The organism is Streptomyces sp. NPDC111744 (assembly GCF_055634995.1).
In genome coordinates this window covers 14,908-36,785 of sequence record NZ_JBVKCG010000020.1, presented here as the reverse complement: position 1 = coordinate 36,785, position 21,878 = coordinate 14,908, and the positions used below count along the sequence as shown (strand labels likewise).

The window sequence follows — 21,878 nt, the reverse complement described above, 5'->3', positions numbered from 1 at the left end:
CGGGCCACGATCCGGGGCACAGGTCCAGTGCAGCCGCGACGCACGCGGCAAGGACGTGCCGCCGACACCGGCCCAACTCAGGGGCCGACGCGCGTGCCGGGCAGTTCACACATCCCATGCTGCCGGGCCGTCGAGTCGTTCGGCGCGGGGGAGACGGACGGTGAAAACGGTTCCGCTGCCGGGTCGGCTGTCGGCGGTGATGGTTCCTCCGTGGGCCCCGACGAACTGGCGGACGATGGCGAGGCCCAGTCCGCTGCCGCCGGTGTGTCTGCTGCGGGACTTCTCGGCCCGCCAGAAACGTTCGAAGACGTGGGGCAGGTCCTCGGGTGCGATGCCGCTGCCGGTGTCCTCCACCGAGAGGACGGCCAGGTCGTCGGCGGGCCAGGCGGTGACCGTGACGGTGCCGTCCGCGGGGGTGTGCCGGAGTGCGTTGGAGACGAGGTTGCCCAGGGCCTGGCGCATCCGCACCGGGTCGGCATCCAGCCAGAGGCCGGGGTCGGTGTGCGCGTGCAGGCGGATGCCGGAGCTTTCGGCGCGGGCGCTGTGGGCCGACACCACCTGGGCGACGAGTTCGTCCGCGCGTACCGGTTCGCGGTGCAGTTTCAGGGTGCCGGCGTCCGCTGCGGCGAGGTCGCGCAGATCGTCGATGATGTGCTGCAGGAGCAGTGCCTCGTCGTGCAGGGAGGCGATGAGCTCCGGATCGAGGTCGACCAGCCCGTCACGGGTGACCTCCAGCCAGCCGCGGATGTTGGTCAACGGGGTCCGCAGCTCGTGCGCGATGTCGCTGACCATGTCTTTGCGTTGCGCTTCCAGCTGTTCGCGGCGCTCGGTGAGGTCGTTGAAGGCGGCGGCCAGGTAACCGGTCTCGTCCTTGGTGGTGACGGCGACGCGCGCGTGCTCCTGCGGTGGCTGACGGGCTGCGGCGGTGAGGGCTCGCAGGGGTCGGACGAGACGGATCGCGACCACGGCGGTCATGGCGACGGTGACGGCGAGGACCAGCGCCGTCACGCCGATGATCTTGGCCTTGTTGGTGGGGGACAGGTCGAAGCCGGCGGGCTGACCGCCCGGATTGCCCAGATAGAGCTTCGCCCTGGGGGCGACGTACGGGTCGAGTTGCGCGCGGCGCGCGTTGTCGACACAGGTCTGCGCCTGCTGTTCCAGAGGGATGCCAACGAACCCAGGGACCGCTGGGGTGTCCAAGCCGGGAATGAATTGGATCGAAAGTGCTACGTGGTCGGATAGATACTCAGTACGGTCAGAGCAGGGCTTGACCAGAGCGCCGAGTTCGCCCAGCGCCTTCTTCTCCGTGGACGTGGGCCGACCGTAATCCGAGTCAAGGCACTCCGCCGGCACGGATCCTTCTCCGCCCTCGATGACGACTGTCGTATGCCCGCTGGGGATCTGCCGGAGGTCGGCCTTGAGCCCGTCTCGGCGGATGCACGCCAGACGCTTCTCGGCGACCTTCTTCAACTGGGCCCGTTCGGCCGCGGGGAGCCGGTACGGTCCCACCGCCCGCGGGTCGATCCCGGCGACCTGGGCGCCTGGTTCCGTGTAGGTGTCGGTGGTCAGCGGGTCGACGGTGGCCGAAGCGCGGACGGGCAGGGTGGTGCCCGGGGCGGTGGAGTCGGCGATGGTGTGTCCGGTCTCGGTCGTCAGGGCGATCCGCCGACCCGTGGTACGCGAGAGCGTGCGTACCGAGGTCTGCACGCCGTTCCAGTCGGCGTGGGTCGCGGCGAAGCCGCTCAGCTGCCGCAGGATGTCGGTGTCGTCGGAGAGGACCTGGCCGCGCTCCTCCTGGATGGCCCGTGTGGTGGTCTCGACGGCCAGCCAGGCGGTGGCGCTCACGGAGAGTGCGGCGATGGCCACGGAGGTGAGAAGCAGCCGTACCAGCAGGCTCTTGCGCCAGGGGACGCGGGGACCGGGCGTCATGACGGCCGCCCGGTGAGCTTGTAACCGACGCCGAAGACCGTCATCAGCCGGACGGGCCTGCGCGGGTCCGCCTCGATCTTCTTGCGCAGGTTCATGATGTGTACGTCGATGGCGCGCTCGGTGGAGGCACGGTCGTGGCCCCGGGTGTGCTGCAGCAGTTGACGGCGCGAGAAGACCCGCTCGGGGTCCGCGGTCATGGCGTGGAGGATGGCGAACTCGCCGGGAGTGCACGGGACGGGGACGCCGTCGCAGGTGACCTCGTACCGTGCGGGATCGACGGTGATGGCGCCTGCGCGGAGCACGGGGGAGTCGTCGGCGGGGCGGAGGCTGCGGCGCAGCACCGTGCGGATACGGGCCAGCAGTTCCCGTGGACTGTACGGCTTGGTCATGTAGTCGTCCGCGCCGAGCTCCAGGCCGATCAGCACGTCGTCCTCGGTGGAGCGGGCGGTGAGCATCAGTACGGGTATGTCCCCGTCCTGGCGCAGCACACGGCACACACCGAGACCGTCGACGTTGGGCAGCATCAGGTCCAGGACGACCAGGTCGGGCCTGCGGCGTCTGGCTTCGTCGATCGCGGCCCGGCCGTCGTGGACCACGACGGGGGTGTGACCCTCCTGAAGCAGCAGCCGGCGTATGAGCTCGGCCTGCATGGTGTCGTCTTCCGCGACCAGAATATGTGCGCACACCCCGGCGACCTTAATCCCGGGTACGTGGCATCGAGGAACCTGTGAGGGAGCCTTGAGGGCCTTCTCACACCCTGACAACTTCCTGATACCCGTGAGCCAGGCGTCACGCCGGGTGTCTGACGGGGTGTGGCTGCGACGGCGAGCCGATGAGCCGCGACCGGCCCGGTCGCAGCCGCGACAGCGTCCGTCGCCCGGTCCCGCGTGGTCACGCCGGGTCGCGTCGACACCGTGCCGCTCGTCCCCGGGGCCGAGGCTCCCACGACTCGGCGTTCGGGCACTCCGGCCTCGGCCACGGCTGTGTGGGACCCGACGACGTCAAGGGTGGCGACGACTCGCACCAGTGACGCCGCCTGGTTCTACGACCACTCCCTCATCGGTGACGTGGTCGTGGTGCGCAACTCCGACGACCGGGCGATCGCCCCCGACAACGGCCTCGACGGCGGACACATGTCGTGGGAGCAGTGGAAGGCGGGCTCCGCACGTTGAGGGGGATCCTGTCGCGAGCCGTCGCCGTCGTCACCGCATCGGGACCGTTCCGAACTCGTGAGTCGTATCTGACGAGTTCCTCATACGTGTCTCCCAGGATGATGACCATGGCCACTTCAGCAATGCGTCGCCTGTCCCGACGGCGGCTGCCGCGTGCCCCGTTCGGCAACCGTCGGGCGACCACCTCCCCCATTCCGGGCTTGAACCGTCTGGGGATACCGGTCGCCGTCCTGGCCCTGTCCGTCACCCTCGCCGGATGCGCGGGGACGGGAATGGGTGTCCGCACGGTCGACGCCGCCCGGCCGGCGGTCGGCGGAGCGAACGGTGCATCGGCCGCCGCGCCCGCCACGACCCAGGCGATGCCCGGGGGGACGCCCACGGACAGTGAAACGTCCGCGCCGGCCACGACACAGGCCATGCCCGGGCGGACATCCGCGGACAACGAAGCGGCCGCCCCCGCACGACTGCCGGGGCTCGGTCCGAAGACGCTGGCAAAGATCCCCGCGAACGCGCGCCAGGTCGTGCTGGTCACCGGTCGAGACAAGAACTCCTCGACCTCGCAGGTGGTGCTGTACCGGCGCACGGGTCCGGGCTGGGAGCCGGGAGCCACCTGGCCGGCCCACAACGCCCACAACGGCTGGACGGGCGACCACCACCTCAACGATCTTCGGTCGCCCATCGGCGTGTTCACCCTCACCGACGCCGGCGGACTGCTCGCCGATCCCGGCACCAAGCTGCCGTACAACCAGTCGCAGGGCTTCACCGTCGGCGGCACGGGTTTCGATGGCGAACCGCTCGCGGGCTCGTTCGACTACGTCATCGCGATCAACTACAACCGCGAGCCCGGAACCTCACCCCTGGACTGGACCCGTCCGCTCGGCGCGGTCAAGGGCGGCGGCGTCTGGCTGCACGTCGACCACGGCGGGCCCACGCACGCCTGCGTGAGCCTGGCGAAGAAGCACCTGAAAGAACTCCTGCGCACGCTCGACCCCGCTCAGCACCCGGTGATCGTCATGGGGGACGCCGAATCCCTCAAACGCTGACGCGAACCGTGAGAGGCGCAAGAGAGGCACATGAGAAGAGCACCCGCCCCGGAAAGCCGTGATGCCCGGTGTGCTCGGTCAAGTGCCGTACGGCCCGACCTGTCTCACCCAGTGGAGAGAGCTGTCAGGGCGCATGGCTTCCAACAACATCAATCTATTGAAATGGTGCAATAATATGTCATTTATGCTCAGGGGTGCGGCGTGGCCGACGCTGGCGGTTGCCGGTGTGCTGGCGCTCACCGGATGTTCCCAGGGCGGCGACGGCCCGTCCGCGTCCGCGTCGGCCTCCTCGGGCGGCAGCACATCGTCCTCGGCCTCCTCCGCCAAGGGTCTGCTGGCGATTCCGGGGGATGCGAACGAGGACACCCGCAGGGAGTACGTCGATCAGAACACGAGGGCCGCGTGCATGCGGGCCAAGGGCTTCACGTACACCCCGCACGTGTCGCAGGACGGCGATGCGCTCAAGGGGGTCGACGGGCAGGACTACGCAGCGGCGAAGACGTTCCGGGACAAGTACGGTTTCGGCATCTACGCGGGAGCCGTCTACCGGAACGACCCGAACGTGTGGGGCAGCGAGGCGTACAACAACAAGGACACCAACCCGGACTCCGCATATCTCAAGACCCTCACACCGGACCAGAAGAAGGCCTATGACACGGCGTTCGGGGGCAAGAAACTCGTCGGGAATCACAAGGTTGTCCTGACGGGTTGCCTGAAGGAGGCCGAGGACAAGGCCTACGGGCCCAAGAAGTCCCAGGCCGAAATCGAGAAGCAGGCGGCCGAGGACGGGGAGCGTGCCCGCGCCGCGAAGCAGGCCCTCAACGGCGACCCTGAACTGGTCCGACTCGCACAGCAGTTCGCGAGCTGCCTGACGAACGACGGGATCAACGTCACCACCACGCAGCCGACAGCCATCGGCGACATGGTGAAGTTCCAGGTCGGCAATCAGATGCCGCCGAACGGCATCCTGAGCCTCAGCAAGAGCGAGGCCACCGCCAAGCTGACGCACGAGATCGACCTCGCCAAGAAGGACCTGGAGTGCGGCAAGGACTTCCGGGCCGCGTACTTCCCCAAGCTCGCCAAGCACCCCTTCGAGGATGTCACCGGATGAACATCCGTTTCCCCCGCGGCCCCAAGCGCCGCAGCAGGCAGGTCGCACTGATCGTCGGCGTGGTCACGCTGGTCGGCGCCGGCGGCTGGTTCGCCGGTACGCAGATGCAGTCGCCCGCCGACGCCTTGGCCGCACACCAACCGCCGAAGTCCGGGCCGGTCACCGTCGCGGTGGCGCGCCAGAAGCTGACCGCCAACGTGGTGACCCAGGGCAGTGTGGAGTTCGGGGCGTCGAAGTCCATCTCGCTGTCCGGGCCCGTGGGTTCCGCCGGTTCGTCGAAGGAGGAGACCAGCACCCCTCTGGTCACCAGGGCTCCGAAGGAAGGGGCCGTGCTGACCGAGGGCAGCGTACTGATGCAGGTCAGCGGACGTCCGGTGTTCGTGCTGCGGGGTTCGGTGCCGATGTACCGGACGCTCGGCCCGGGTGTCTCGGGTGACGACGTCGAGCAGTTGCAGAGCGCGCTGCGCAGGCTCGGTCACGACCCGGGGGGCGTCACCGGGCACTACGGCCAGGGCACGGCGACGGCGGTGACCCAGTGGTACGAGGGCAAGGGATTCCAGGCCCAGAAGCCCACCGCCGACGATCAGACGCAGCTCGGCGACCTCGAAAGGGGCGTGACAGACGCACAGTTGGCGCTGCTTCAGGCCGAGAACGGCGGGGACGGGGGCGGCAAGGGCGATGGTGGCGCCGCCACGCCGTCCTCTTCCGACGCCGAGCACGAGCTCGGACTGAAGTCCGCGCAGGAGCAGCTGCAGCAGGCGAACCAAGCGCTCAGCTCGTTCAAGGCGGCCTACGGCACCAAGGTCCCGGCCGGCGAGGTCGTCTTCCTGCCCGACCTGCCGGTCCGTGTCGGCAAGGTCAAGGTGCACCTCGGTGACAACCCGGCGGGGGCCGTCGCCACGGTGACGAGCTCGGACGTCGTGGTGCAGGCGGTCGTACCCGGCACGGACGGCGCCCTGCTGCACAAAGGCATGCCGGCCCGGATCGAGACGACGGACGGCAAACACGTCACCGGCGAGCTGGCACAGGTCGGCGGCTCCGCTCCGTCGGGCGACGGCGCAAAGGACGGGACCGACGGGGGCCAGGAAACCGACGCGGGCTCCGGCGACCCGTCCGCCCCGGTGCAGCTGGTGATCTCTGTGTCCGAGCCCGGAGCACTGAAGAACCAGGCGGGCACCACGGTCAAGGTCACCGTCGACCTGGGCTCCTCCAAGGGTGCCGTTCTTGTGGTGCCCCTGGCCGCGGTGCACACCACCGCCGACGGGAAGGCCGGCGTACGGGTACAGCGGGACGGCAAGGTCGTCGACGTGCCGGTCAAGGTGGGCCTTTCCGCCGCCGGGCAGGTCGAGGTCACCCCGGACGGCAGCACGCTGGCCGAGGGCGACCAGGTGGTGGTCGGGCAGTGAGACGCAAGCCCGTACCGGCCCCGGCGATCCCGGAGGAGGCACCGCACCCGGACACCGTGATCGAACTCCGCTCGCTCAACCGGGTCTTCGACTCCGAACCACCGGTGCACGCCCTGCGGGACCTGGACCTGACGGTCCGGCGCGGGGAGCATCTGTCGATCGTCGGGCCCTCCGGTTCCGGGAAGTCGACGCTGCTCAACACCCTGGGCCTGCTGGACCGGCCGACGTCGGGCAGCTACTGGCTGGACGGGGTGCTCACCAACGCCCTCGGCGACCTGGAACGGACCGCGCTGCGCGGCAGCCGCATCGGCTTCGTCTTCCAGTCCTTTCACCTGCTGCCGTACCGGACCGTGGACGAGAACGTCATGCTCGCCGAGACCTACCGGGCTCCCCGTCCCGGTCGTGGGCGCGGCACCCGGGGCGAACGCGCCCGGGACGCCCTGGCCCGGGTCGGGCTCGGACATCGCTTCGGCTTCCTGCCCACGCGGCTGTCCGGCGGCGAGCGGCAGCGGGTGGCCATCGCCCGCGCTCTGATGGGCGAGCCCGCCCTGCTGCTGTGCGACGAGCCGACCGGCAACCTGGACAGCGAGAACACCGAGTCGGTGCTCTCACTCTTCGACCAGTTGCAGGCACAGGGCATGACGCTGCTCGTGATCACACACGACGACACCGTGAGCAAGCGGGCGAGCAGACGGGTGCGGATCAACGACGGACGGCTCAGTCAGGAGAGCGCATGACAGTCCGTACGCCCGACGCCTCCGTGGCCGGTTCGCCGGGCACGGAGGACTCCTCGACCCGGCGCCGCCACGGGCAGGGCCGACCGCGGCTGCGCCGGTCGCGGCGGAGCGACCGGCACGACCGGCCGTGGATGGATCCCAGGGACCTGTGGTCGGAGTCGCTGGCCGGGGTACTCGCCCGTCCGGTCCGCTCGATGCTGACGACCCTGGGCACGGTGCTGGGCATCGGCACGCTGGTCATCACGATCGGTGTGGCAGCGACGGCGGCGAACCAGATCGTCGGCCGCTTCGACGCCCTCACCGCCACCTCGGTGTCCGTCGTGGTGCCGACCCCGGCGCCGGGCTCGCTCGATCCCGCGCTGGTGCGGTGGTCGGGCGTCGACGCGGTCGGTCGTCTCGCCGGAGTCGAGTCGGCCGCCGCGCTCTCCGACTCCGACGACACCGCGAACGTCCAGGTACGGGCGAACGAGGTGATCGCGCCCGGTACGGTGAGCGGGCAGACCATGCCGGTCGTCTCGGCCACCGCGAATCTGCCCGCCGCGGTCCGCGCCACCATGACCAGCGGCCGCTTCTTCGACAGCGGTGACATCAAGCGTCACGCCCGGGTGGCGGTCCTCGGCGACCAGGCGGCGCGGCTGCTGGGCATCGACGACGTACGGCGGGCTCCCGCCGTCTTCTTCAAGGGCCAGTCCTTCACGGTGATCGGTGTGCTCGGCGGCTTCCAGCGGGAGCAGCGCCTGTCCGTCTCCGTGATGCTGCCGCCGACCACGGGGGCGGACCGGATGGGCCTGAAGGACGTCACCCGGGTTCTGATCAACACCTCCCTCGGCGCGGCCGGGCAGGTCGCGCACCAGGCCCCGATCGCCCTGTCGCCAGGGCACGCCGACTCCCTCACCGTGCTCGCCCCGCCGGACCTCTCCAAGGCGAAGAAGGGCGTGCAGGGCGACGTCAACGGCCTGTTCATCGTGCTCGGACTGGTATCGCTCATCGTGGGTGCGATCGGCATCGCCAACGTCACGCTCGTCACGGTGATGGAGCGGGTCGGCGAGATCGGGCTGCGCCGCGCCCTCGGTGCCTCACGGCGCCAGGTGGCCGGACAGTTCCTCGCGGAGTCCACCACGATCGGGCTGCTCGGCGGGATCGTCGGCGCCGCCCTCGGTGTGGTGGTGGTCGTCAGCGTGGCGGCCGCGAAGCAGTGGACCCCCGTCCTGGACTTCCGGCTCGCCCTGGGCGCTCCGGTGGCCGGCGCCCTCGTGGGCCTCCTGGCAGGCCTGTACCCGTCGCTGCGCGCCGCCCGCATGGAACCGGCGGACGCTTTGCGCTCACCGTCCTGAAGCGGCAGCCCCGGCCGCCCGCAAGGCCCTGTGAGTGCCGCCGCCGTCCACCGCGCGGCCTCCGATTGCGGGGAGCACCGCCTGGACGGCGGCGTTGAGCTACCGGGCGAGCCGGTTCGGGCGCGGAGCCGCTGACCGCCCGCCACCACCTTGACGTGCACCGGCCGTCGTGCGGCAACGGACCCCTGGCCCTCGGGGGCGGCGGCCGGGCTGCAGGGCTCGCCACGGACCCGGGTGCTTGTTGACCCGCGATACCCAGGGCCGGGCCGAACCGCGCTCGGCTGCCTGCCGGGGCTGTGGCAGGCCGCGATGTGTGCTCGTCGGTGATGGCGTCGGTGTGTCACCTCTGAGCTCGCTGTGCGCGGGTGGCGGTTGAAGTGAGTATGGCGGTCGGCGGAGTAGAACGGCCGGTCGATGGGGTAGAACGGTTCCGGGTGTCGCCCCGCCGTGGGCGGCCCCGTCATGCAGACCAGCCGGGGCAGCCCCCTCGGCGATATCGAAGGACAGCAGTATGGCCAGCGGTACCGTGAAGTGGTTCAACGCCGAGAAGGGCTTCGGTTTCATCGCCCAGGACGGTGGTGGTCCTGACGTCTTCGCCCACTACTCCAACATCTCCGGCAACGGGTTCCGGGAGCTGATCGAGGGCGAGCCGGTGACGTTCGACGTCACGCAGGGCCAGAAGGGTCCGCAGGCCGAGAACATCGTCCGCGGCTGACGCCTGCCGGCTGCGGCCCGTGCCGGTGCCGATGTGCGAGGTGATCGCACCGGCACGGGGTCGGCAGCTCGGCCGGTCGATGGCCCCGGTCCGCCCCGCGACCGCCCTGCGTCTACTTACGGGTCATCAGGTACACGCGCGAAGGGGGCGGTCAGGTTCACATGTTCTTCATACGTGTGCATGGTCGGCGTGCGGACAACGAATCCAATCCTCCTGTGAGTAAACCGAGTTGGTGAGTTGGTGACGAGCGCAGCTTCGTCGGCGCCGCGTCCCGGAGTCACCGCATGACACCACGCGGCCCTTCGATGACCCTCCACCACTGAGGAGAGCACGGCCTGGAAGCGCACCTCGGGTTCCCGCTCCACCCGCAGATCAGGGCACTTGGGGCCTTCCTGCCGCTGGGACACATTGCGTCACATGCCTGGGCACCTGCACGGCAGGTCCACCCGGCGAGGGTGGGGACAGCCGCCGTGAGGGAGAAGGCATGAGAGGGGACGCCGCGGCCTGTAGGGGAGGGCCCTGGCAGTGCCTCTGCCTGGAGTGACCTGTCACCAGCGGGCTCCGCGAGCGGAACCGCTCGCAGAGCTCTCGCGATGTCCGGTTGCCCGGAAGTGTTCTGCCGGTGGACCCGGTGAGCCGTAGTCCCCCGGTCCGTCAGCGAGGGGCCGGCGTGAGGAAGATGGGATTGGTGAGGGCGGCCATGGGGCCGAACATCAGGGCGTCACCCATCGTGTTGCCCTGTCCCGGCGACCCGTTCGCCATCGGGTGACGTACTTCGGCGCGGACGTAGGCGGCCAGGGAGGCCGTCGTACGCCACACCACCGTGCCTTCGCCCGCGGCGTTCACGGACTCCTGGTGCATCTGGCCCTCGTCCGTGATGAAGCGGACGGTGCCGTTGGGGACGCCCTTGACGTCCAGCCGGATGTCCACGGGAGTTTCGGCGGGTACTGTCAGCGTTTCACCGATACCCGCCTGGCGCGCGTTCCCGCTGGCGGTGAACGTGAGCTGGACGGCCGAGGACTCCGCGATCCAGCTGTGTCCCGCGCGGATACCGTCCATGACGGCGTCGGTGCTCAAGTCCTCTGCGAGGACGACGTTGTGCGGCAGGCCGATCACCTGCGGTTCGCTGTGCGCGTCGCTGTTGCCCATGGCGGGGATCCACCGCCCGCCCGAGCGGACGGCTTCGCCGATCTTCTGGTCCCAGGTGCTGATGGCGTGCTCGTCGTCGTACGTCCACGGGCCGGTCCACACCTCGGTGGCGTCGGCGTCGTCGAAGCCGAACTTCCACTGGCTCGCGACGTAGGCGCAGTACATGTGAGCCGGAACCACGAGACCGCCGCCGCGGCGCACCTTCCGAGCGAAGCGGGGGAACGCGTCGTCACGGGTACGGTAGCGCCAGTCGATCCAGTCGCCGGGAGGCAGGCCCAGAGCCAGCCAGTGTCCGTTGCGGGTGGTGACCTCCTCACCGGTGATGATCAGAAGGTCCGAATCGGCGTAGTCGCCCCATACGGCATGGGCGGACGAGGTGTTGTGGTCGGTGGAGACCATGAAGTCCAGGCCGGCGGCACGCGCTCCCGTCGCCACCTCCGACGGCTGGCGCTTGCCGTCGGAGTGGACCGTGTGCAGGTGGCAGTCTCCGCGGTACCAGGCACGGCCGCGTCCCTTGGCACGCTGCGGCGGGTAGTGGCGCGGGGCGGCGGGGCCGGCCGGGCCGTACGTCAGGGTGATCTGCACCTGGTAGTTCAGTCCCTGGGGTGCCACCTGGTAGGGGCCCAGCACGATGTGCCACGTGCCGTGGCCGACGGGTCCGGGGAGATATCCCGGTGTGGCCTCGCTGTTGGTGATCTCGAACGAGGTTCGGGAGCCACCGGACCATCCGCGGAAGCCGCGGCCGCCGAGTGCGATACCGCGCTCGTCGAAGATGCCGATGTCACACGAGTTGCCCGGCGTGCCGGAGGGGACGACCGGCTTGTCGTAGGAATACGACACGGAGATCTTCTGCACGCCCTGCGGTACTTCGACCGGCAGGTAGACGAAGTCCGCTACGCCGGTGTCCAGATGCCCGCTGATGGTCCGGGACACTTCGCCTGTCTGAGGCGGCGTGCTCTGCACCGCCGCGCCGGCACTCTGCGCGAAGGAGACCGACTCGAGGGTGAGCGCCGCGGCACCGGCGGCAGCCGCGGCCAGGAAGCGGCGGCGTCCGGGCGGGCTCGTCGCTTCGCCGGTCTGCTCGACGTGGAGGACGTCCACCTCGTGTTCGCAATGTCCGTCAAGACACATGTGCCCTCATCATGGTGTGTGGTCGCTACATGGATTCGCGCCGACTGTTCAGGGGTGTCGTGAACGGCGGGTGAGTAACGGGAAGCCGAATTGGCAATTGCCAGCGGAACATCTACCGCTGCGGGCGACTGATTTACCGCCCGGCGGACTGCCCCCACCGAGATACGGTAACAGCTGTTACCATGGCGCCATGACGAAGACACAGCTGGGCGCGCGCGTGGACGAGGACGTGGCGGAACTCGCGCGGAAACGCGCCGCCGACCTGGGACTGAGCATCGGCGACTACCTCGCCAGGCTCGTACAGGACGACACCAGTGGGCTGCGCGCCCGCGCGGTGGACGCGGCCGCCCGCTTCCTGGCCGAACACCAGGACGTCTTCGACGAGGCCGAGGAAGCGCAGCAGTCGGGACGGGGAGTGCGCGCCGCCTGATGGATCTGAACATCGACGTTCCCTGGATCCTCCAGGTCGCCGAGGCCGCCGGAGCCGACGATCCGGCCCCCGACGACTATGGCGTCCCCGTCTCCGCGGTCGCCCGCCACCGGGCCGAACTGTTCGAGCAGCCCGTGTACGGCGGGCCCTACGCCAAGGCGGCCGCCCTGGTGCTCACGCTGGGCCGGTGCCGCTGGCTGGAGCGCTCCAATCTGGCCGTGGCCGCGGCGTCCGCGGTCATGTACCTCGAAGCCGTCGGCATCACCGTCAAGCCCGCCCGCGAGGACGCCGTCGCCCTCAAGGACCTGCTCCTCGACCCCGCCTGCACCGCCGGGAAGATCGCGACCCTGCTGCGAACGTGGCCGACCGCCACCTGAGGAACCCGTGGTGGACACCACCGACAGTTTCACGCTCGGTGCCGTCGTACGCCTCGCGGACTCCGGGCCCACCCGCCCGATGACCGTGCTCTCGCAGGCAGGCGAGCACACCGACGGCTGCGAGGTGAGCCACGAGCCGCCACGCCGCCCCGGGCCCTCTCTGGAGTTCGGCTCCGTCCTTCTCCGGCATCGCCAGGTGCCAGGCGTGCGTGACGGCGGCGCCGAGGTTTCGGGCGAGCCGCTCGGATGCGCGGAGACACTGCCTGCCGCCCCCACTCGGCGTGCGGGCAGCGGACCTCCGCCGATCAAAGCGGCGGCCGGACCGCGGCGCTCGCCACGGACCCAGGGTGCCCGGCCGGCCCCCGTTGGGCGACCGGCCGGGCACCCGCCGTCTCAGCGCAGGCCGTATGCCCGCGTGATCGTCTGCCGTACGCGGTTCCCGGCCTTGTCGACCGCGCTCGCCCTCAGGGTGGCGAAGCCGCCCGGGCGTCCGCCCCCGGGAATCGAGACCGACCAGGTTCCGTGACCGGTCTTCTTGACCGTCGCACGGTGCCAGGTCTTGCCGTTGTCGTACGACACGTCCACGCCGACCGTACGGACCGGGGAGGTTCCCGCCGAACCCGGCTGGTGCCGCACCGTCACCGCCCCGGTGAGCTTCTTGCCCGCCGACGCCTTGTTGTATCCGTCGAGAGGCAGCACGAATCCGAGGTCCAGCAGATCCAGCGGCGTGCGGACGCCGTCTTCGGTGTGCCCGGTGGTGAACGTCCACTCCGACCTGACGGCCGGCGACAGGATGGAGGGCCGCGTACCCGTGGTGACGAGCCGGTAGGTGCCGGGCTCCGCGGGCACGGTCAAGTCAGCCACGCCCGGAATGTCGGAGCCGCCCACCTTCTTGCCGCTCTCGAACAGCTCGGTCGTGCCGTGCTCCAGGTTCGCGAAGTTCTCATCGACTGTGGGTGCCGTGGTGTGGAGCGGGTTGGCGCTGTTGAACACGGGGACGTGGGTGACCAGGCGGTCGCCGTCCCGGTAGACGACGGGCACCGGCTTGCCGTCCTGCCGGCTCGTCGGAGCCTGCGGCAGCCGGGGGCCGAAGGGCGCGGAACTCCAGGCGCTCCTGGTGCGCTGCCTGGCACGGTACGTGGTCGCGGAGCTGACTTCGGCCGTCGTGTACGTACCGTCGGCGTTCACCCCTTCATCGGTGAACTCCATCCAGGACACGCCCGGCGTGAAGTACTTCACCCGGGGCTGGGGGAACACGAAGCCCTGCTCCATGGCGTTCGACAGACCGGTCACCGGATCGTGCGAGAGGAGTATTTCGGTGCCGCGGAGTCTGCCGCCCGCCGCGCTGCGGTACGTGGTGTCCTCGCGGGCCATCCGCGCCTTGTCGAAGTGCCAGGCCTGGCCGTGGGGCAGGCCGGACCTGACCGCGTTGAAGACGGCGTACTGCGTGGGGCTGGCCGGCTTGCCGACCACGTGCACCCGCTTCCCCGCGGCGGCGCTGTCCCGCAGGCCCTGGATGTCCTCGGGCCAGAGCACGTACAGCACGGGCAGGATGTCGGTGAACCGGACAGTGCCGTCGCTGAGCACCAGCTTGGCGCCCCTGGCCTTCAATTCGGCCACCAGTGTGCGGTACTGGTCCTGCGTCGGCGGTTCCGCAGGATCGTCCGTGAAGTCGGGCGCGATCAGGATCACCTTGCCGGAGACGTCGCCGATGCGGTCCGGGTCGGTCTCCTTGCCGATGTCCTTCAGCTGTCCGGTGACGTCCCCCTTGTAGCCGGCCGTCTGCGGGTCCTGCACGTCGCCGACCTCGAACGGATGGCTGCCGAGCGTCGTCACCCGGTTCTGCGGCGGGGCCCACGAGGCACTGTAGGAGAGGGTCACTCCGGGAATGGCCTTGGCGGACAGGACGTACTGGCGGCGGTAGTTGCTCGTCAGGTCGAGCTCGCTCGACGCGTCGTCACTGGCGACGAGCGACTGTGTGGTGACGAACGCGCTGTAGGCGTCGGGCCGGGCGGCCGGGTCGTCCACCGACGCGGTGAGCGGTTGTGCCTTGCGCGAGTCGAGGAGGACCGTGCGGTCGCGGTCGACGCGCAGGCCGTCCAGCGCGAAGTGGGCGGTCGACCAGCCGTTGTGCTCGGGCGAGATTCCGAGACCCAGCACACGGTAGGTGCCTTCGGGCACCTCCGCCTTGATGGTGTCCGCGCTGTCGGTCGCCGGGTACTGGGCTCCGGTGGCGTCGTTCTGCAGCACGATCAGGCCGTCATCGGGTCCCAACGCCTCACCCGAGCGACCCAGTACGTTCAGGGTGACGGTGTGGGTCTGCTCCCGTACCTGGGCGGCGAGCGGGGTCACCAGGCGGGTGTCCCCGGCAGTGGCCGTCAGGCGTCCCTGGAAGGAGCCGGTGGACTCGGGCCCGGCCGCGAGACGGACGGTCGCGGCGGCGCTGGAGTGCGCCGGGACGGTGAGGGACGGCTCGGCCGAGAAGAGACCGGCGGGAGCGGGCCTGCCGGACAGGTCCGTCACGGACAGGCTCAGGTCGAGGGTGACCGGGGTGTCCCCGTCGTTGGCGTAGCTCACCTGCATGGTGGTCGGCTTGGCCGGGTCGTGGGGCCACGCTATCCGGCCGAAGCTCAGCGAAGGGGTCAGCGTGTGGATGTTCTGCGCGGTCGCGCGGGCCACGTCGAGCCGGCCCGCGCCGTCCCCGAACACGTTGATCCCGTTCAGTACGGTCGCCGAGCCCATCAGCGCGGCCTTGATCTGCTGTCCAGTCCAGTCGGGGTGCTCACCGGCCACGATCGCGGCAGCCCCCGCGACGTGCGGAGTGGCCATTGAAGTACCCGACAGGGAGACGTAGTTGCTGTCACCGGGCTGCTGCGGAAAGGCGCCGGGCGCGCGGGCGGCGACGATGTCCTGTCCGGGCGCCGCGATGTCCGGCTTCAGGCCGAAGTCACCCAACCGCGGACCGCGGCTGGAGAACGAGCTCAGGGCGTCCTGCTTGGTGGTGCTCGCCACCGTCAGCGCGGCGTCCGCGGCCCCGGGCGACGACACCGTCTGGTCACCGCCCGCGTTGCCCGCGGCTATGGCGAACAGCGCGCCGGAGTCGGCCGAGAGCCGGTTGACCTCGGTGGACATCAGGTCGTGCCCGTCGCCGGGAGCGTTGCCCCCGAGGCTCATGTTGATGACTTTCGCGCCCTGCTGCACGGCCCATTCCATGCCGGCGAGGATCGACGAGTCGTAGCCCGATCCCTCGTCGTTCAGGACCTTGCCGTTCAGCAGCCGTACACCGGGCGCCACACCCCGGTACCGGCCCCCGGACGCGGCGCCGGTTCCGGTGATGGTGGACGCCACGTGTGTTCCGTGGCCGACGTGGTCCTCGGTGTCGGCCGCGTCGGAGAAGTTCTTGGCCGCCTCGATCTTGCCCGCCAGGTCGGGATGCGCGGAGTCTATGCCGGTGTCGAGCACGGCGACCTTGACGCCCTCGCCCGTGTAGCCGTGCTGCCAGGCCGCGGGCGCGCCGATCAGCGGCACACTCACGTCCAGCGTGGAGTGCATGACGCCGTCCAGCCAGATCTTCGTGTGGGGGGCGGGCACGGCGCGCCGACCGTTCGTCGCGGTGTCGCCCTTTTCGTTCGTCAGTGAGGCCCACAGGGAGGCCGCGTCCGACTTCGCCGTCGACCACGCCCGTGCGCCGAGGCGCGGCATGGTCCGGGTGGCCTTCGCGGTGGACGGTGCCGCCGCCTTCGGCGCGGTACCCGCCTTGCCCGTGACGATCACACCGATGCGGTCGGTGTGCCGGTCGTCGAGCCCCTGGGCCACGAGCGCGGTGATGTCGAACAGTTCCTTGTCCACCTGCCCGCGCGCCACCGCCCCCCACGCGTCCTGGGGGATGACGTACTCGTGGCCGTTCTCGGTGTACCGGCCGAACGCCATCTGGGGCCGCTGTGCGGCGGGAGTGCTGCTGATCACTTCGACGGTGTCGCCGGTCCGCCGGTAGCGGACCGTGTCACCCGTGATCAGGGTGATCTTCTCGATGCTTCCGGCGGGAGTCGTCTGAGACCCTTCGCCGGCCGGGGCGTGGTCCGCGGCGTCGGCCGGCGGGACGAGCAGTCCCGTCAGGGTGCCGACTCCGAGCAGCAACGCCGCTGTTCTCCGTTGTCTCATGGTGCCTTTCCGTCACGGCTGAATGTCGGACGCCTTCAGCGCCGCCGGCGCAGGTGCCCACGCGGGGCTCTGCCGGTTCCGTGCCAGCCTGAGGGGCGAGAGGTCGCCGACATGGCTCGTCGTCAACTCGTCTCGTGCGGACATAGTTGATCAGTCACACCCACGGAAGCCGCTGGAGATCAGATTCGTGTCAGGTTGATGTAACGGAAGGGTGTCGCGCCTGGTTGGCACACGTGTCAGAGGGCGCCGCCGCAGCGGTCGCGCCGATGTTCGCACGCAGTGAACCTGGTGTCACGTCAATCCCGTTGTCCGGGCAGCCACTTGGCCGCCGTCAACGAGGCGGCCCTCGGTGGCATCGACCGATCGTGTCCTCCCGAGCCGCGTCGTTCCTGATGACGGGTGGTCCGGAGAGCCCCTGGGCCTTTGCGGATGCACCCTGAGCCCGGCGAGCGGACTGCGGTCCGGCACCACGGGGACACATATGGCTACCGCCGGCACGGCGGGGGGCCGAGGGGCTGCGGTCGTTGCGGGGCGTCGCCGCCCGGCCCGTATGGCGTGGCGAGGGCGCTTGGAAGCGGTGGTGTCAGCTCAGGTAGGCGGTCTTGGCGGCCATGACCGCCTTGGCGCTGTTCCAGCCGGCCACGGCCACCGGCCGCCCGTCCTTCTCGGCGACCATCACGAACTTGCGGGATTCGGGGGTGCCCTCGATCAGCCGGACGTCGGCATCCGCCGGGAGCGAGCCGAACACCTGCATTCTGATGTCGTACTGGTCTGTCCAGAAGTAGGGGATCTGCTGGAAGTCGTCCTGGGCGCCGGTGATGTCTGCTGCTACGAACCTGGCCTGGTGCACGGCGTTGGTCCGGTTCTCCAGGCGGTTGCTGCCGCCGGTCGTGCCGTCGGACCAGCGGGCCACGTCTCCTACGGCGTGGACGTCGGCCGCCGCTCGGCCGCGTTCGTCGCAGACGATCCCGTCGCCCAGGGTCAGTCCGCTGCCGATGAGCCAGTCGGTCGCGGGAGTGGAACCGATGGTCACCGCGACGACGTCCGCCGGAACGGTCTCGCCGCCATCGACGGTCACCCCGGCGACCCGCCCGCTGTCGTCGACGAGGCCGGTGGCGCGGCTTCCGGTGAGCACCCGCACGCCCTGCTCGGTGTGAAGCTGGTGCAGCAGCCGGCCCAGGAGGGCGCCCGTCTGACGGAACATGGGCACCGGTGACGGGTCGATGAGTGAGACGTGCAGGCCCATCTGCCGTGCTGTCGCGGCGATCTCACACCCGAGGACCCCCGCTCCGACGACCGCGACACTGCGGGCGGTCAGCAGGTCGGCACGCAGCCCGGCACCGTCCTCGAAGGTGCGCAGGGCCCACACTCCGCGCAGGGAGTCCGCGCCGGGCAGCGGGCGTGGCGTCAGCCCCGTCGCCAGGACGAGCCGGCGGTAGCCGAGGGTGCGCCCGTCGTCGAGACGGACGGTGTGAGCCTCCGTGTCGAGGTGTACCGCCCGGCGGCCCAGCAGGAACTCGGCGTCCAGCCTTTCCAGTTCCTGCGGACCGCGGAGACGTATCTGTTCCTCGTCCCAGACGCCCGACAGGACCTTCTTGGACAGCGGCGGCCGGTCGTAGGGCACCCGGCTCTCCGCGCCGACGACCTGGACGGTGCCGCGGAAGCCCCGCGCGCGCAGCGTCTCCACGGTGGTGAGTCCGCCGATCGAGGCCCCGACCACCAGAACGTCGGCGGTCATGGGTGCAGCGACTCCGCCAGCCGGATGGCGGCGGCGGGGCAGATGGTCGCGGCCGTCCTCACTCGTTCGAACTCGTCGGCGGGCGGCTGTTCCTGAAGCAGGATCACGACACCGTCGTCATCCCGCTGGTCGAAGACCTCGGGTGCCGCCACGACACACTGTCCTGCGGCGACGCACTTGTCTTCTTCAACCGTGACATTCATGAACTGATCTCCGAAAAATTCTTGGGTCGAGAACGGCGAGGAGCCCCGTGCGGCGAAGGCTCGGGATTCCCGCGAGGTCTGTCGGGCGGCAGGTCACCAGGTGACGGGCAGCGCGTCCAGGGCGTAGACGTTCGGTCCGAAGCGGTGGAAGGACAGTTCCTCGGCCGGCACGGCGAGACGTAGGCCGGGGAACCGGCGGAAGAGGGGGATCAAAGCCATCTGCAGTTCCGCGCGGGCCAGGTGCTGGCCCGGGCACTGGTGGATGCCGGACCCGAAGGTCATGACCTGGATCGGCGCGCGGGTCAGGTCGAGGACGTTCGGGTCGCCGGAGACGACCTGGGGGTCACGGTTCGCGTTCAGCGGGGAGGCGACGACCCACTCGCCGGCCTTCACGGTATGTCCGCCGATGGTGACGTCCTCGGTCGCCATCCGGGGGAAGCCACCCGCGATGCTCAGGTAGCGGAGCAGTTCCTCCGCCGCGTCGGCGGTCGAGTTGGCGTCGTCGAGGAGGACGGCGAGCTGATCGGGCTGCTGCATCAGCGCCAGTGTGCTGAGTGCGATCGTGGACGCCGATGTCTCGTGGCCCGCGAGAACCAGCGCGCTGACCATACCGACGATCTCCTCGTCGCTGACTTCGCCGTGCCGCTGCTCCACCAGCGCGCCGATCAGGCCGTCGGTCGGGTTGTTGTGGTTCTGGGCCACCAGGCCGCCGACATAGTCGTTGAGCCGGGTGAAGTTCTTGAATGCCTCCTCGGGAGGCAGCGAGAGGTCGACGATCCCGGCGCACGTCCGGTCGAAGTCCCGGTGCTCGGCGCTGGGGATACCCAAAATCTCGCCGATCACGATGGAGGGCAGGGGCAGGGCGTACGCCTTGACCAGGTCGACGCCAGGTCCCGCTTCCTCCACCTCGTCCAGGAGGTCGGAGATGATGGTCTCGATCCTCGGCCGCAGCTGTGCGACGCGCTTGGGAGTGAAGGGACCCGCGACCATGCGGCGCAGCCGGGCGTGGTCCGCGCCGTGATAGCGGGGGAAGAATCCCGGCTGCGCTGTCTCCAGGGCTCCGTCGGGCGCGGGGATGAAGCTGTGGTCGAGACGAGGATCGTTGTACAGAGCCCGGACATCGGCGTACCGGTGGAAGGTCAGTACTTCGACCTCGCCGTGTTCCCGTTCGAACACCCTGACGCGGGTGGGCTCTTCTCGGCGGGCCATCTCCGCGAGTCGCTCGGAAGGATCGAACGGACATCGGGCATCACGGTCCGTGGCGACGAACCCGCGCGTGAGCTGTTCGGTCATGGTGAACTCCAGGGAAGTGGTGAAACGCAAGCGTGAAGGCGGCCGAGACCCTTCGGCGCTGGGGAGCCCACGTCGGCGGCGTGTGCGGCTTGCGGATGCTGCCGCCCGCTCTGCGCCCGTGAGGGAAGGGAAACGTGGTGAGATCGTGGATGCACGAAGAATCCAACAGCAATATAATTGACCCGTCAAGCTAGTGGAGTCTGGCGGCCCTCGATACGTGCTGCACACCGGGACGCAGTGGGAGTACCTGCCCAAGGAGCTGGGCCGGCGTTCCTCGAACTCGCCTGCCGCCTGGTCGTGAAGCGGACCCCACAAGACGCGCACTTTGACCTGAACCTCACATGGGTGTCCCCGCGTGGTTGAGACGAAGCCCCCTGTGCCACAAGGCGTTGGGGCATGGAGCCAGATCCCAAGTTCCCTTCCGAGAACCGCGCCTGACATGGCAGGTGCGGGCGGGGGGGTGTCGCGCCGGCAGGCCGCCTGCCATGAGACGGTTCGTCGCAGGCTTAGGGGTGCAGGTGTGCTTGGCGGTCCTGTCTCAGGCGACCGGCCTCTCAGTGAGCTCCGGGCGACAGGCGCAGCCGACTTGGGTCCTGCGCACAAAGGCGCCCGGTGGCCGTCTCTTCGATCCTCGACTACTCCTCCCACTCCGGGTTGCTTGCAGTGAGCTGCGTCGATGGCCCAGCACGTGATGCGCGTGCCGCCTACGCTCCGTCGATGACCTGAACGAAGTGTGTGCTTGAGCGGGCAAGTGGTTGGCTCGTCGAAGACGCCCGCAGGTGTGACGGGCGTGCCCCTCCGTGGTCGAGGTCGTGGGCTCGAACTCGGTGACGAACGTCAGGGTTTGACGGTGTCGAAGGGTGTGCCGGCCTCGAGCGCCTGGTTCGAAGACGATGCCGGAACTGTCGTTTTCGTGTGGGGCTCTGCCCGATCTGGCAGTCATGCTCGCCGACGGCGGCTGGGCTGCAGCCGGCTGGCGGGGACGGGCTGAGGTGTCCACCAAACCGAAGTAAGACCAAAAAGCCTCGCGCCAGTGGCTGGACGAAGCGGACCAAGCTCAAGTGAACCCGTGCCATCGTGTGGCCCGTTTAAACCATGTGGCCCCGCGGCAAGAACCCAAGGAGAACACGGTGGCGCTTCCAGGTACAGTCAGGGCACTGCGCATACTGCTCTACGTGCTCATGGTCTTTGTGGCAATTGCAGTGGTGGGCATCGCCTTGCAGTACTACCCCGGGTCTGTGTTCGTGCAGGTGCTGTCGCTTCTGCCTGCTGTGGCCAGTGTCGTCCAGGTCTTTTACCTTCAGCCAGGCCGCGGCGTACTGCGCATCACTCTCACCGTGACACTGTCGGTGTACGTCGTTGGCGCCTTCTGCGCGATGGTGATGGAAAGAAGCCCGGGGGGTGTCATCGGGGTGGTCCTGGGCACGGTGATGCTGGTGCTGCTCCACCGGCGCAGCTCCCGTGAGTGGCTCACCCCGGATCCACCGGCTTGATTTCGGAGTGATCGTTTCGGGTGGTTCGGGGCGGTCCGAGGTTGAGCTGCCGTCCTCGTCTCCGCGAGGACCGTGTCCACCAGCTCGAACGGGGCGACGGAGTTCCTTCGGGACAAGCTGTCCTGGTCGACCGCCTGTACCAACGAGCTCTGTTGCTCTGCGTCGAGAAGTCTTCAACTCGCTTGCACTACCTGCGAAAACGCCAACTACCCGGCCTTGGTCCAAGCCCCGGCTCTCCGCCGGGCAGCGAGCCGTCAACCTGTCCCATGCGGGTATCCGCGCGTTGGGTGAGCACGTCCGGGCTGCCCGGAGCAGCGGCGCCTGCCGTGGAAGCTCTGGTGCGGCGCGACCCGTATCACCCACACCGTGAAGGCCGTCCTGGTCCTCACACCCGGCCGGCCCGTCCAGGGACGACAAGGGGGCGGGACTCGGTCCCGCCCCCTGCCTGTCGAGCCG

At 69.5% G+C, this 21,878-nt stretch carries 16 protein-coding genes and 1 pseudogene; 10 read left to right on the top strand and 7 right to left on the bottom strand.

Annotated elements, in window-relative coordinates; all coding sequences use genetic code 11:
* Positions 1-105: 105 nt before the first annotated feature.
* Together ACZ7OO_RS33410 and ACZ7OO_RS33405 are read right to left on the bottom strand one after the other, a co-directional pair.
* Positions 106-1,929, bottom strand: a complete 1,824-nt coding sequence (locus ACZ7OO_RS33410; RefSeq protein ID WP_471510598.1) for a sensor histidine kinase — start codon at positions 1,927-1,929, stop codon at positions 106-108.
* Positions 1,926-2,615 (bottom strand): response regulator, encoded by a 690-nt coding sequence (locus ACZ7OO_RS33405; RefSeq protein WP_471510597.1) that lies wholly within the window; start codon positions 2,613-2,615, stop codon positions 1,926-1,928. The genes ACZ7OO_RS33410 and ACZ7OO_RS33405 overlap by 4 nt, the downstream gene beginning before the upstream one ends.
* 263 nt (positions 2,616-2,878) lie before the next feature.
* Between ACZ7OO_RS33405 and ACZ7OO_RS33400 the strand changes: the two are divergent.
* From ACZ7OO_RS33400 to ACZ7OO_RS33370, 7 genes and pseudogenes are all read left to right on the top strand, one after another.
* Positions 2,879-3,101 (top strand): annotated as a pseudogene (locus ACZ7OO_RS33400) (hypothetical protein); the annotation flags it as partial.
* 107 nt (positions 3,102-3,208) lie between these two features.
* The gene (locus ACZ7OO_RS33395; RefSeq protein ID WP_471510595.1) at positions 3,209-4,144 is read left to right on the top strand and encodes a hypothetical protein; all 936 of its coding nucleotides are present in this window, start codon (positions 3,209-3,211) and stop codon (positions 4,142-4,144) included.
* Between the two features lie 184 nt (positions 4,145-4,328).
* On the top strand, positions 4,329-5,255 hold the full coding sequence (locus tag ACZ7OO_RS33390; protein WP_471510593.1) for a hypothetical protein: 927 nt from the start codon (positions 4,329-4,331) through the stop codon (positions 5,253-5,255).
* Entirely contained in the window at positions 5,252-6,661 is a 1,410-nt protein-coding gene (locus ACZ7OO_RS33385; RefSeq protein ID WP_471510592.1) for a peptidoglycan-binding protein, read from the top strand. Before ACZ7OO_RS33390 ends, ACZ7OO_RS33385 begins: the two co-directional genes overlap by 4 nt.
* Entirely contained in the window at positions 6,658-7,398 is a 741-nt protein-coding gene (locus ACZ7OO_RS33380; RefSeq protein WP_471510590.1) for an ABC transporter ATP-binding protein, read from the top strand. Before ACZ7OO_RS33385 ends, ACZ7OO_RS33380 begins: the two co-directional genes overlap by 4 nt.
* Complete coding sequence (locus tag ACZ7OO_RS33375; RefSeq protein ID WP_471510589.1) at positions 7,395-8,732, top strand: ABC transporter permease; 1,338 nt, start codon at positions 7,395-7,397, stop codon at positions 8,730-8,732. The genes ACZ7OO_RS33380 and ACZ7OO_RS33375 overlap by 4 nt, the downstream gene beginning before the upstream one ends.
* A gap of 511 nt (positions 8,733-9,243) precedes the next feature.
* Positions 9,244-9,447 carry a cold-shock protein gene (locus tag ACZ7OO_RS33370; RefSeq protein ID WP_469801825.1) on the top strand — a complete coding sequence of 68 codons (204 nt, stop codon included), beginning with the start codon at positions 9,244-9,246 and terminating at the stop codon, positions 9,445-9,447.
* 654 nt (positions 9,448-10,101) lie between these two features.
* On the opposite strand, the gene ACZ7OO_RS33365 is transcribed toward ACZ7OO_RS33370, so the two are convergent.
* Positions 10,102-11,727, bottom strand: coding sequence for a CehA/McbA family metallohydrolase (locus tag ACZ7OO_RS33365; RefSeq protein ID WP_471510587.1), 1,626 nt, complete (start codon positions 11,725-11,727; stop codon positions 10,102-10,104).
* A 190-nt stretch (positions 11,728-11,917) separates the two neighbouring features.
* Between ACZ7OO_RS33365 and ACZ7OO_RS33360 the strand changes: the two genes are divergently transcribed.
* Together ACZ7OO_RS33360 and ACZ7OO_RS33355 are read left to right on the top strand one after the other, a co-directional pair.
* Entirely contained in the window at positions 11,918-12,157 is a 240-nt protein-coding gene (locus ACZ7OO_RS33360) for a hypothetical protein (protein WP_393844016.1), read from the top strand.
* Positions 12,157-12,534 (top strand): fic family toxin-antitoxin system, toxin component, encoded by a 378-nt coding sequence (locus ACZ7OO_RS33355; protein WP_471510585.1) that lies wholly within the window; start codon positions 12,157-12,159, stop codon positions 12,532-12,534. The genes ACZ7OO_RS33360 and ACZ7OO_RS33355 overlap by 1 nt, the downstream gene beginning before the upstream one ends.
* 393 nt (positions 12,535-12,927) lie before the next feature.
* Here ACZ7OO_RS33355 and ACZ7OO_RS33350 read toward each other — a convergent pair whose 3' ends face one another.
* The 4 genes from ACZ7OO_RS33350 to ACZ7OO_RS33335 all read right to left on the bottom strand — a co-directional run bounded on the left by ACZ7OO_RS33350 (position 12,928) and on the right by ACZ7OO_RS33335 (position 19,929).
* On the bottom strand, positions 12,928-16,695 hold the full coding sequence (locus ACZ7OO_RS33350; protein ID WP_471510583.1) for a S8 family serine peptidase: 3,768 nt from the start codon (positions 16,693-16,695) through the stop codon (positions 12,928-12,930).
* A 583-nt stretch (positions 16,696-17,278) separates the two neighbouring features.
* On the bottom strand, positions 17,279-18,433 hold the full coding sequence (locus tag ACZ7OO_RS33345; RefSeq protein WP_471510582.1) for an NAD(P)/FAD-dependent oxidoreductase: 1,155 nt from the start codon (positions 18,431-18,433) through the stop codon (positions 17,279-17,281).
* Positions 18,430-18,636, bottom strand: coding sequence for a ferredoxin (locus ACZ7OO_RS33340; RefSeq protein WP_471510580.1), 207 nt, complete (start codon positions 18,634-18,636; stop codon positions 18,430-18,432). The genes ACZ7OO_RS33345 and ACZ7OO_RS33340 overlap by 4 nt, the downstream gene beginning before the upstream one ends.
* A gap of 93 nt (positions 18,637-18,729) precedes the next feature.
* Positions 18,730-19,929: a cytochrome P450 gene (locus tag ACZ7OO_RS33335; RefSeq protein ID WP_471510578.1), complete on the bottom strand. Its 1,200-nt coding sequence runs from the start codon at positions 19,927-19,929 to the stop codon at positions 18,730-18,732.
* Positions 19,930-21,104: 1,175 nt separating this feature from the next.
* Here ACZ7OO_RS33335 and ACZ7OO_RS33330 point away from each other — a divergent pair.
* On the top strand, positions 21,105-21,422 hold the full coding sequence (locus ACZ7OO_RS33330; protein WP_471510576.1) for a hypothetical protein: 318 nt from the start codon (positions 21,105-21,107) through the stop codon (positions 21,420-21,422).
* Positions 21,423-21,878 lie beyond the last annotated feature (456 nt).

Coding starts and splice junctions, on each gene's coding strand:
- ACZ7OO_RS33410 (WP_471510598.1), bottom strand. CDS start 1,929: ATGACGCCCGGTCCCCGCGTCCCCTGGCGCAAGAGCCTGCTGGTACGG.
- ACZ7OO_RS33395 (WP_471510595.1), top strand. CDS start 3,209: ATGGCCACTTCAGCAATGCGTCGCCTGTCCCGACGGCGGCTGCCGCGT.
- ACZ7OO_RS33390 (WP_471510593.1), top strand. CDS start 4,329: ATGCTCAGGGGTGCGGCGTGGCCGACGCTGGCGGTTGCCGGTGTGCTG.
- ACZ7OO_RS33385 (WP_471510592.1), top strand. CDS start 5,252: ATGAACATCCGTTTCCCCCGCGGCCCCAAGCGCCGCAGCAGGCAGGTC.
- ACZ7OO_RS33375 (WP_471510589.1), top strand. CDS start 7,395: ATGACAGTCCGTACGCCCGACGCCTCCGTGGCCGGTTCGCCGGGCACG.
- ACZ7OO_RS33370 (WP_469801825.1), top strand. CDS start 9,244: ATGGCCAGCGGTACCGTGAAGTGGTTCAACGCCGAGAAGGGCTTCGGT.
- ACZ7OO_RS33365 (WP_471510587.1), bottom strand. CDS start 11,727: ATGTGTCTTGACGGACATTGCGAACACGAGGTGGACGTCCTCCACGTC.
- ACZ7OO_RS33360 (WP_393844016.1), top strand. CDS start 11,918: ATGACGAAGACACAGCTGGGCGCGCGCGTGGACGAGGACGTGGCGGAA.
- ACZ7OO_RS33355 (WP_471510585.1), top strand. CDS start 12,157: ATGGATCTGAACATCGACGTTCCCTGGATCCTCCAGGTCGCCGAGGCC.
- ACZ7OO_RS33350 (WP_471510583.1), bottom strand. CDS start 16,695: ATGAGACAACGGAGAACAGCGGCGTTGCTGCTCGGAGTCGGCACCCTG.
- ACZ7OO_RS33345 (WP_471510582.1), bottom strand. CDS start 18,433: ATGACCGCCGACGTTCTGGTGGTCGGGGCCTCGATCGGCGGACTCACC.
- ACZ7OO_RS33340 (WP_471510580.1), bottom strand. CDS start 18,636: ATGAATGTCACGGTTGAAGAAGACAAGTGCGTCGCCGCAGGACAGTGT.
- ACZ7OO_RS33335 (WP_471510578.1), bottom strand. CDS start 19,929: ATGACCGAACAGCTCACGCGCGGGTTCGTCGCCACGGACCGTGATGCC.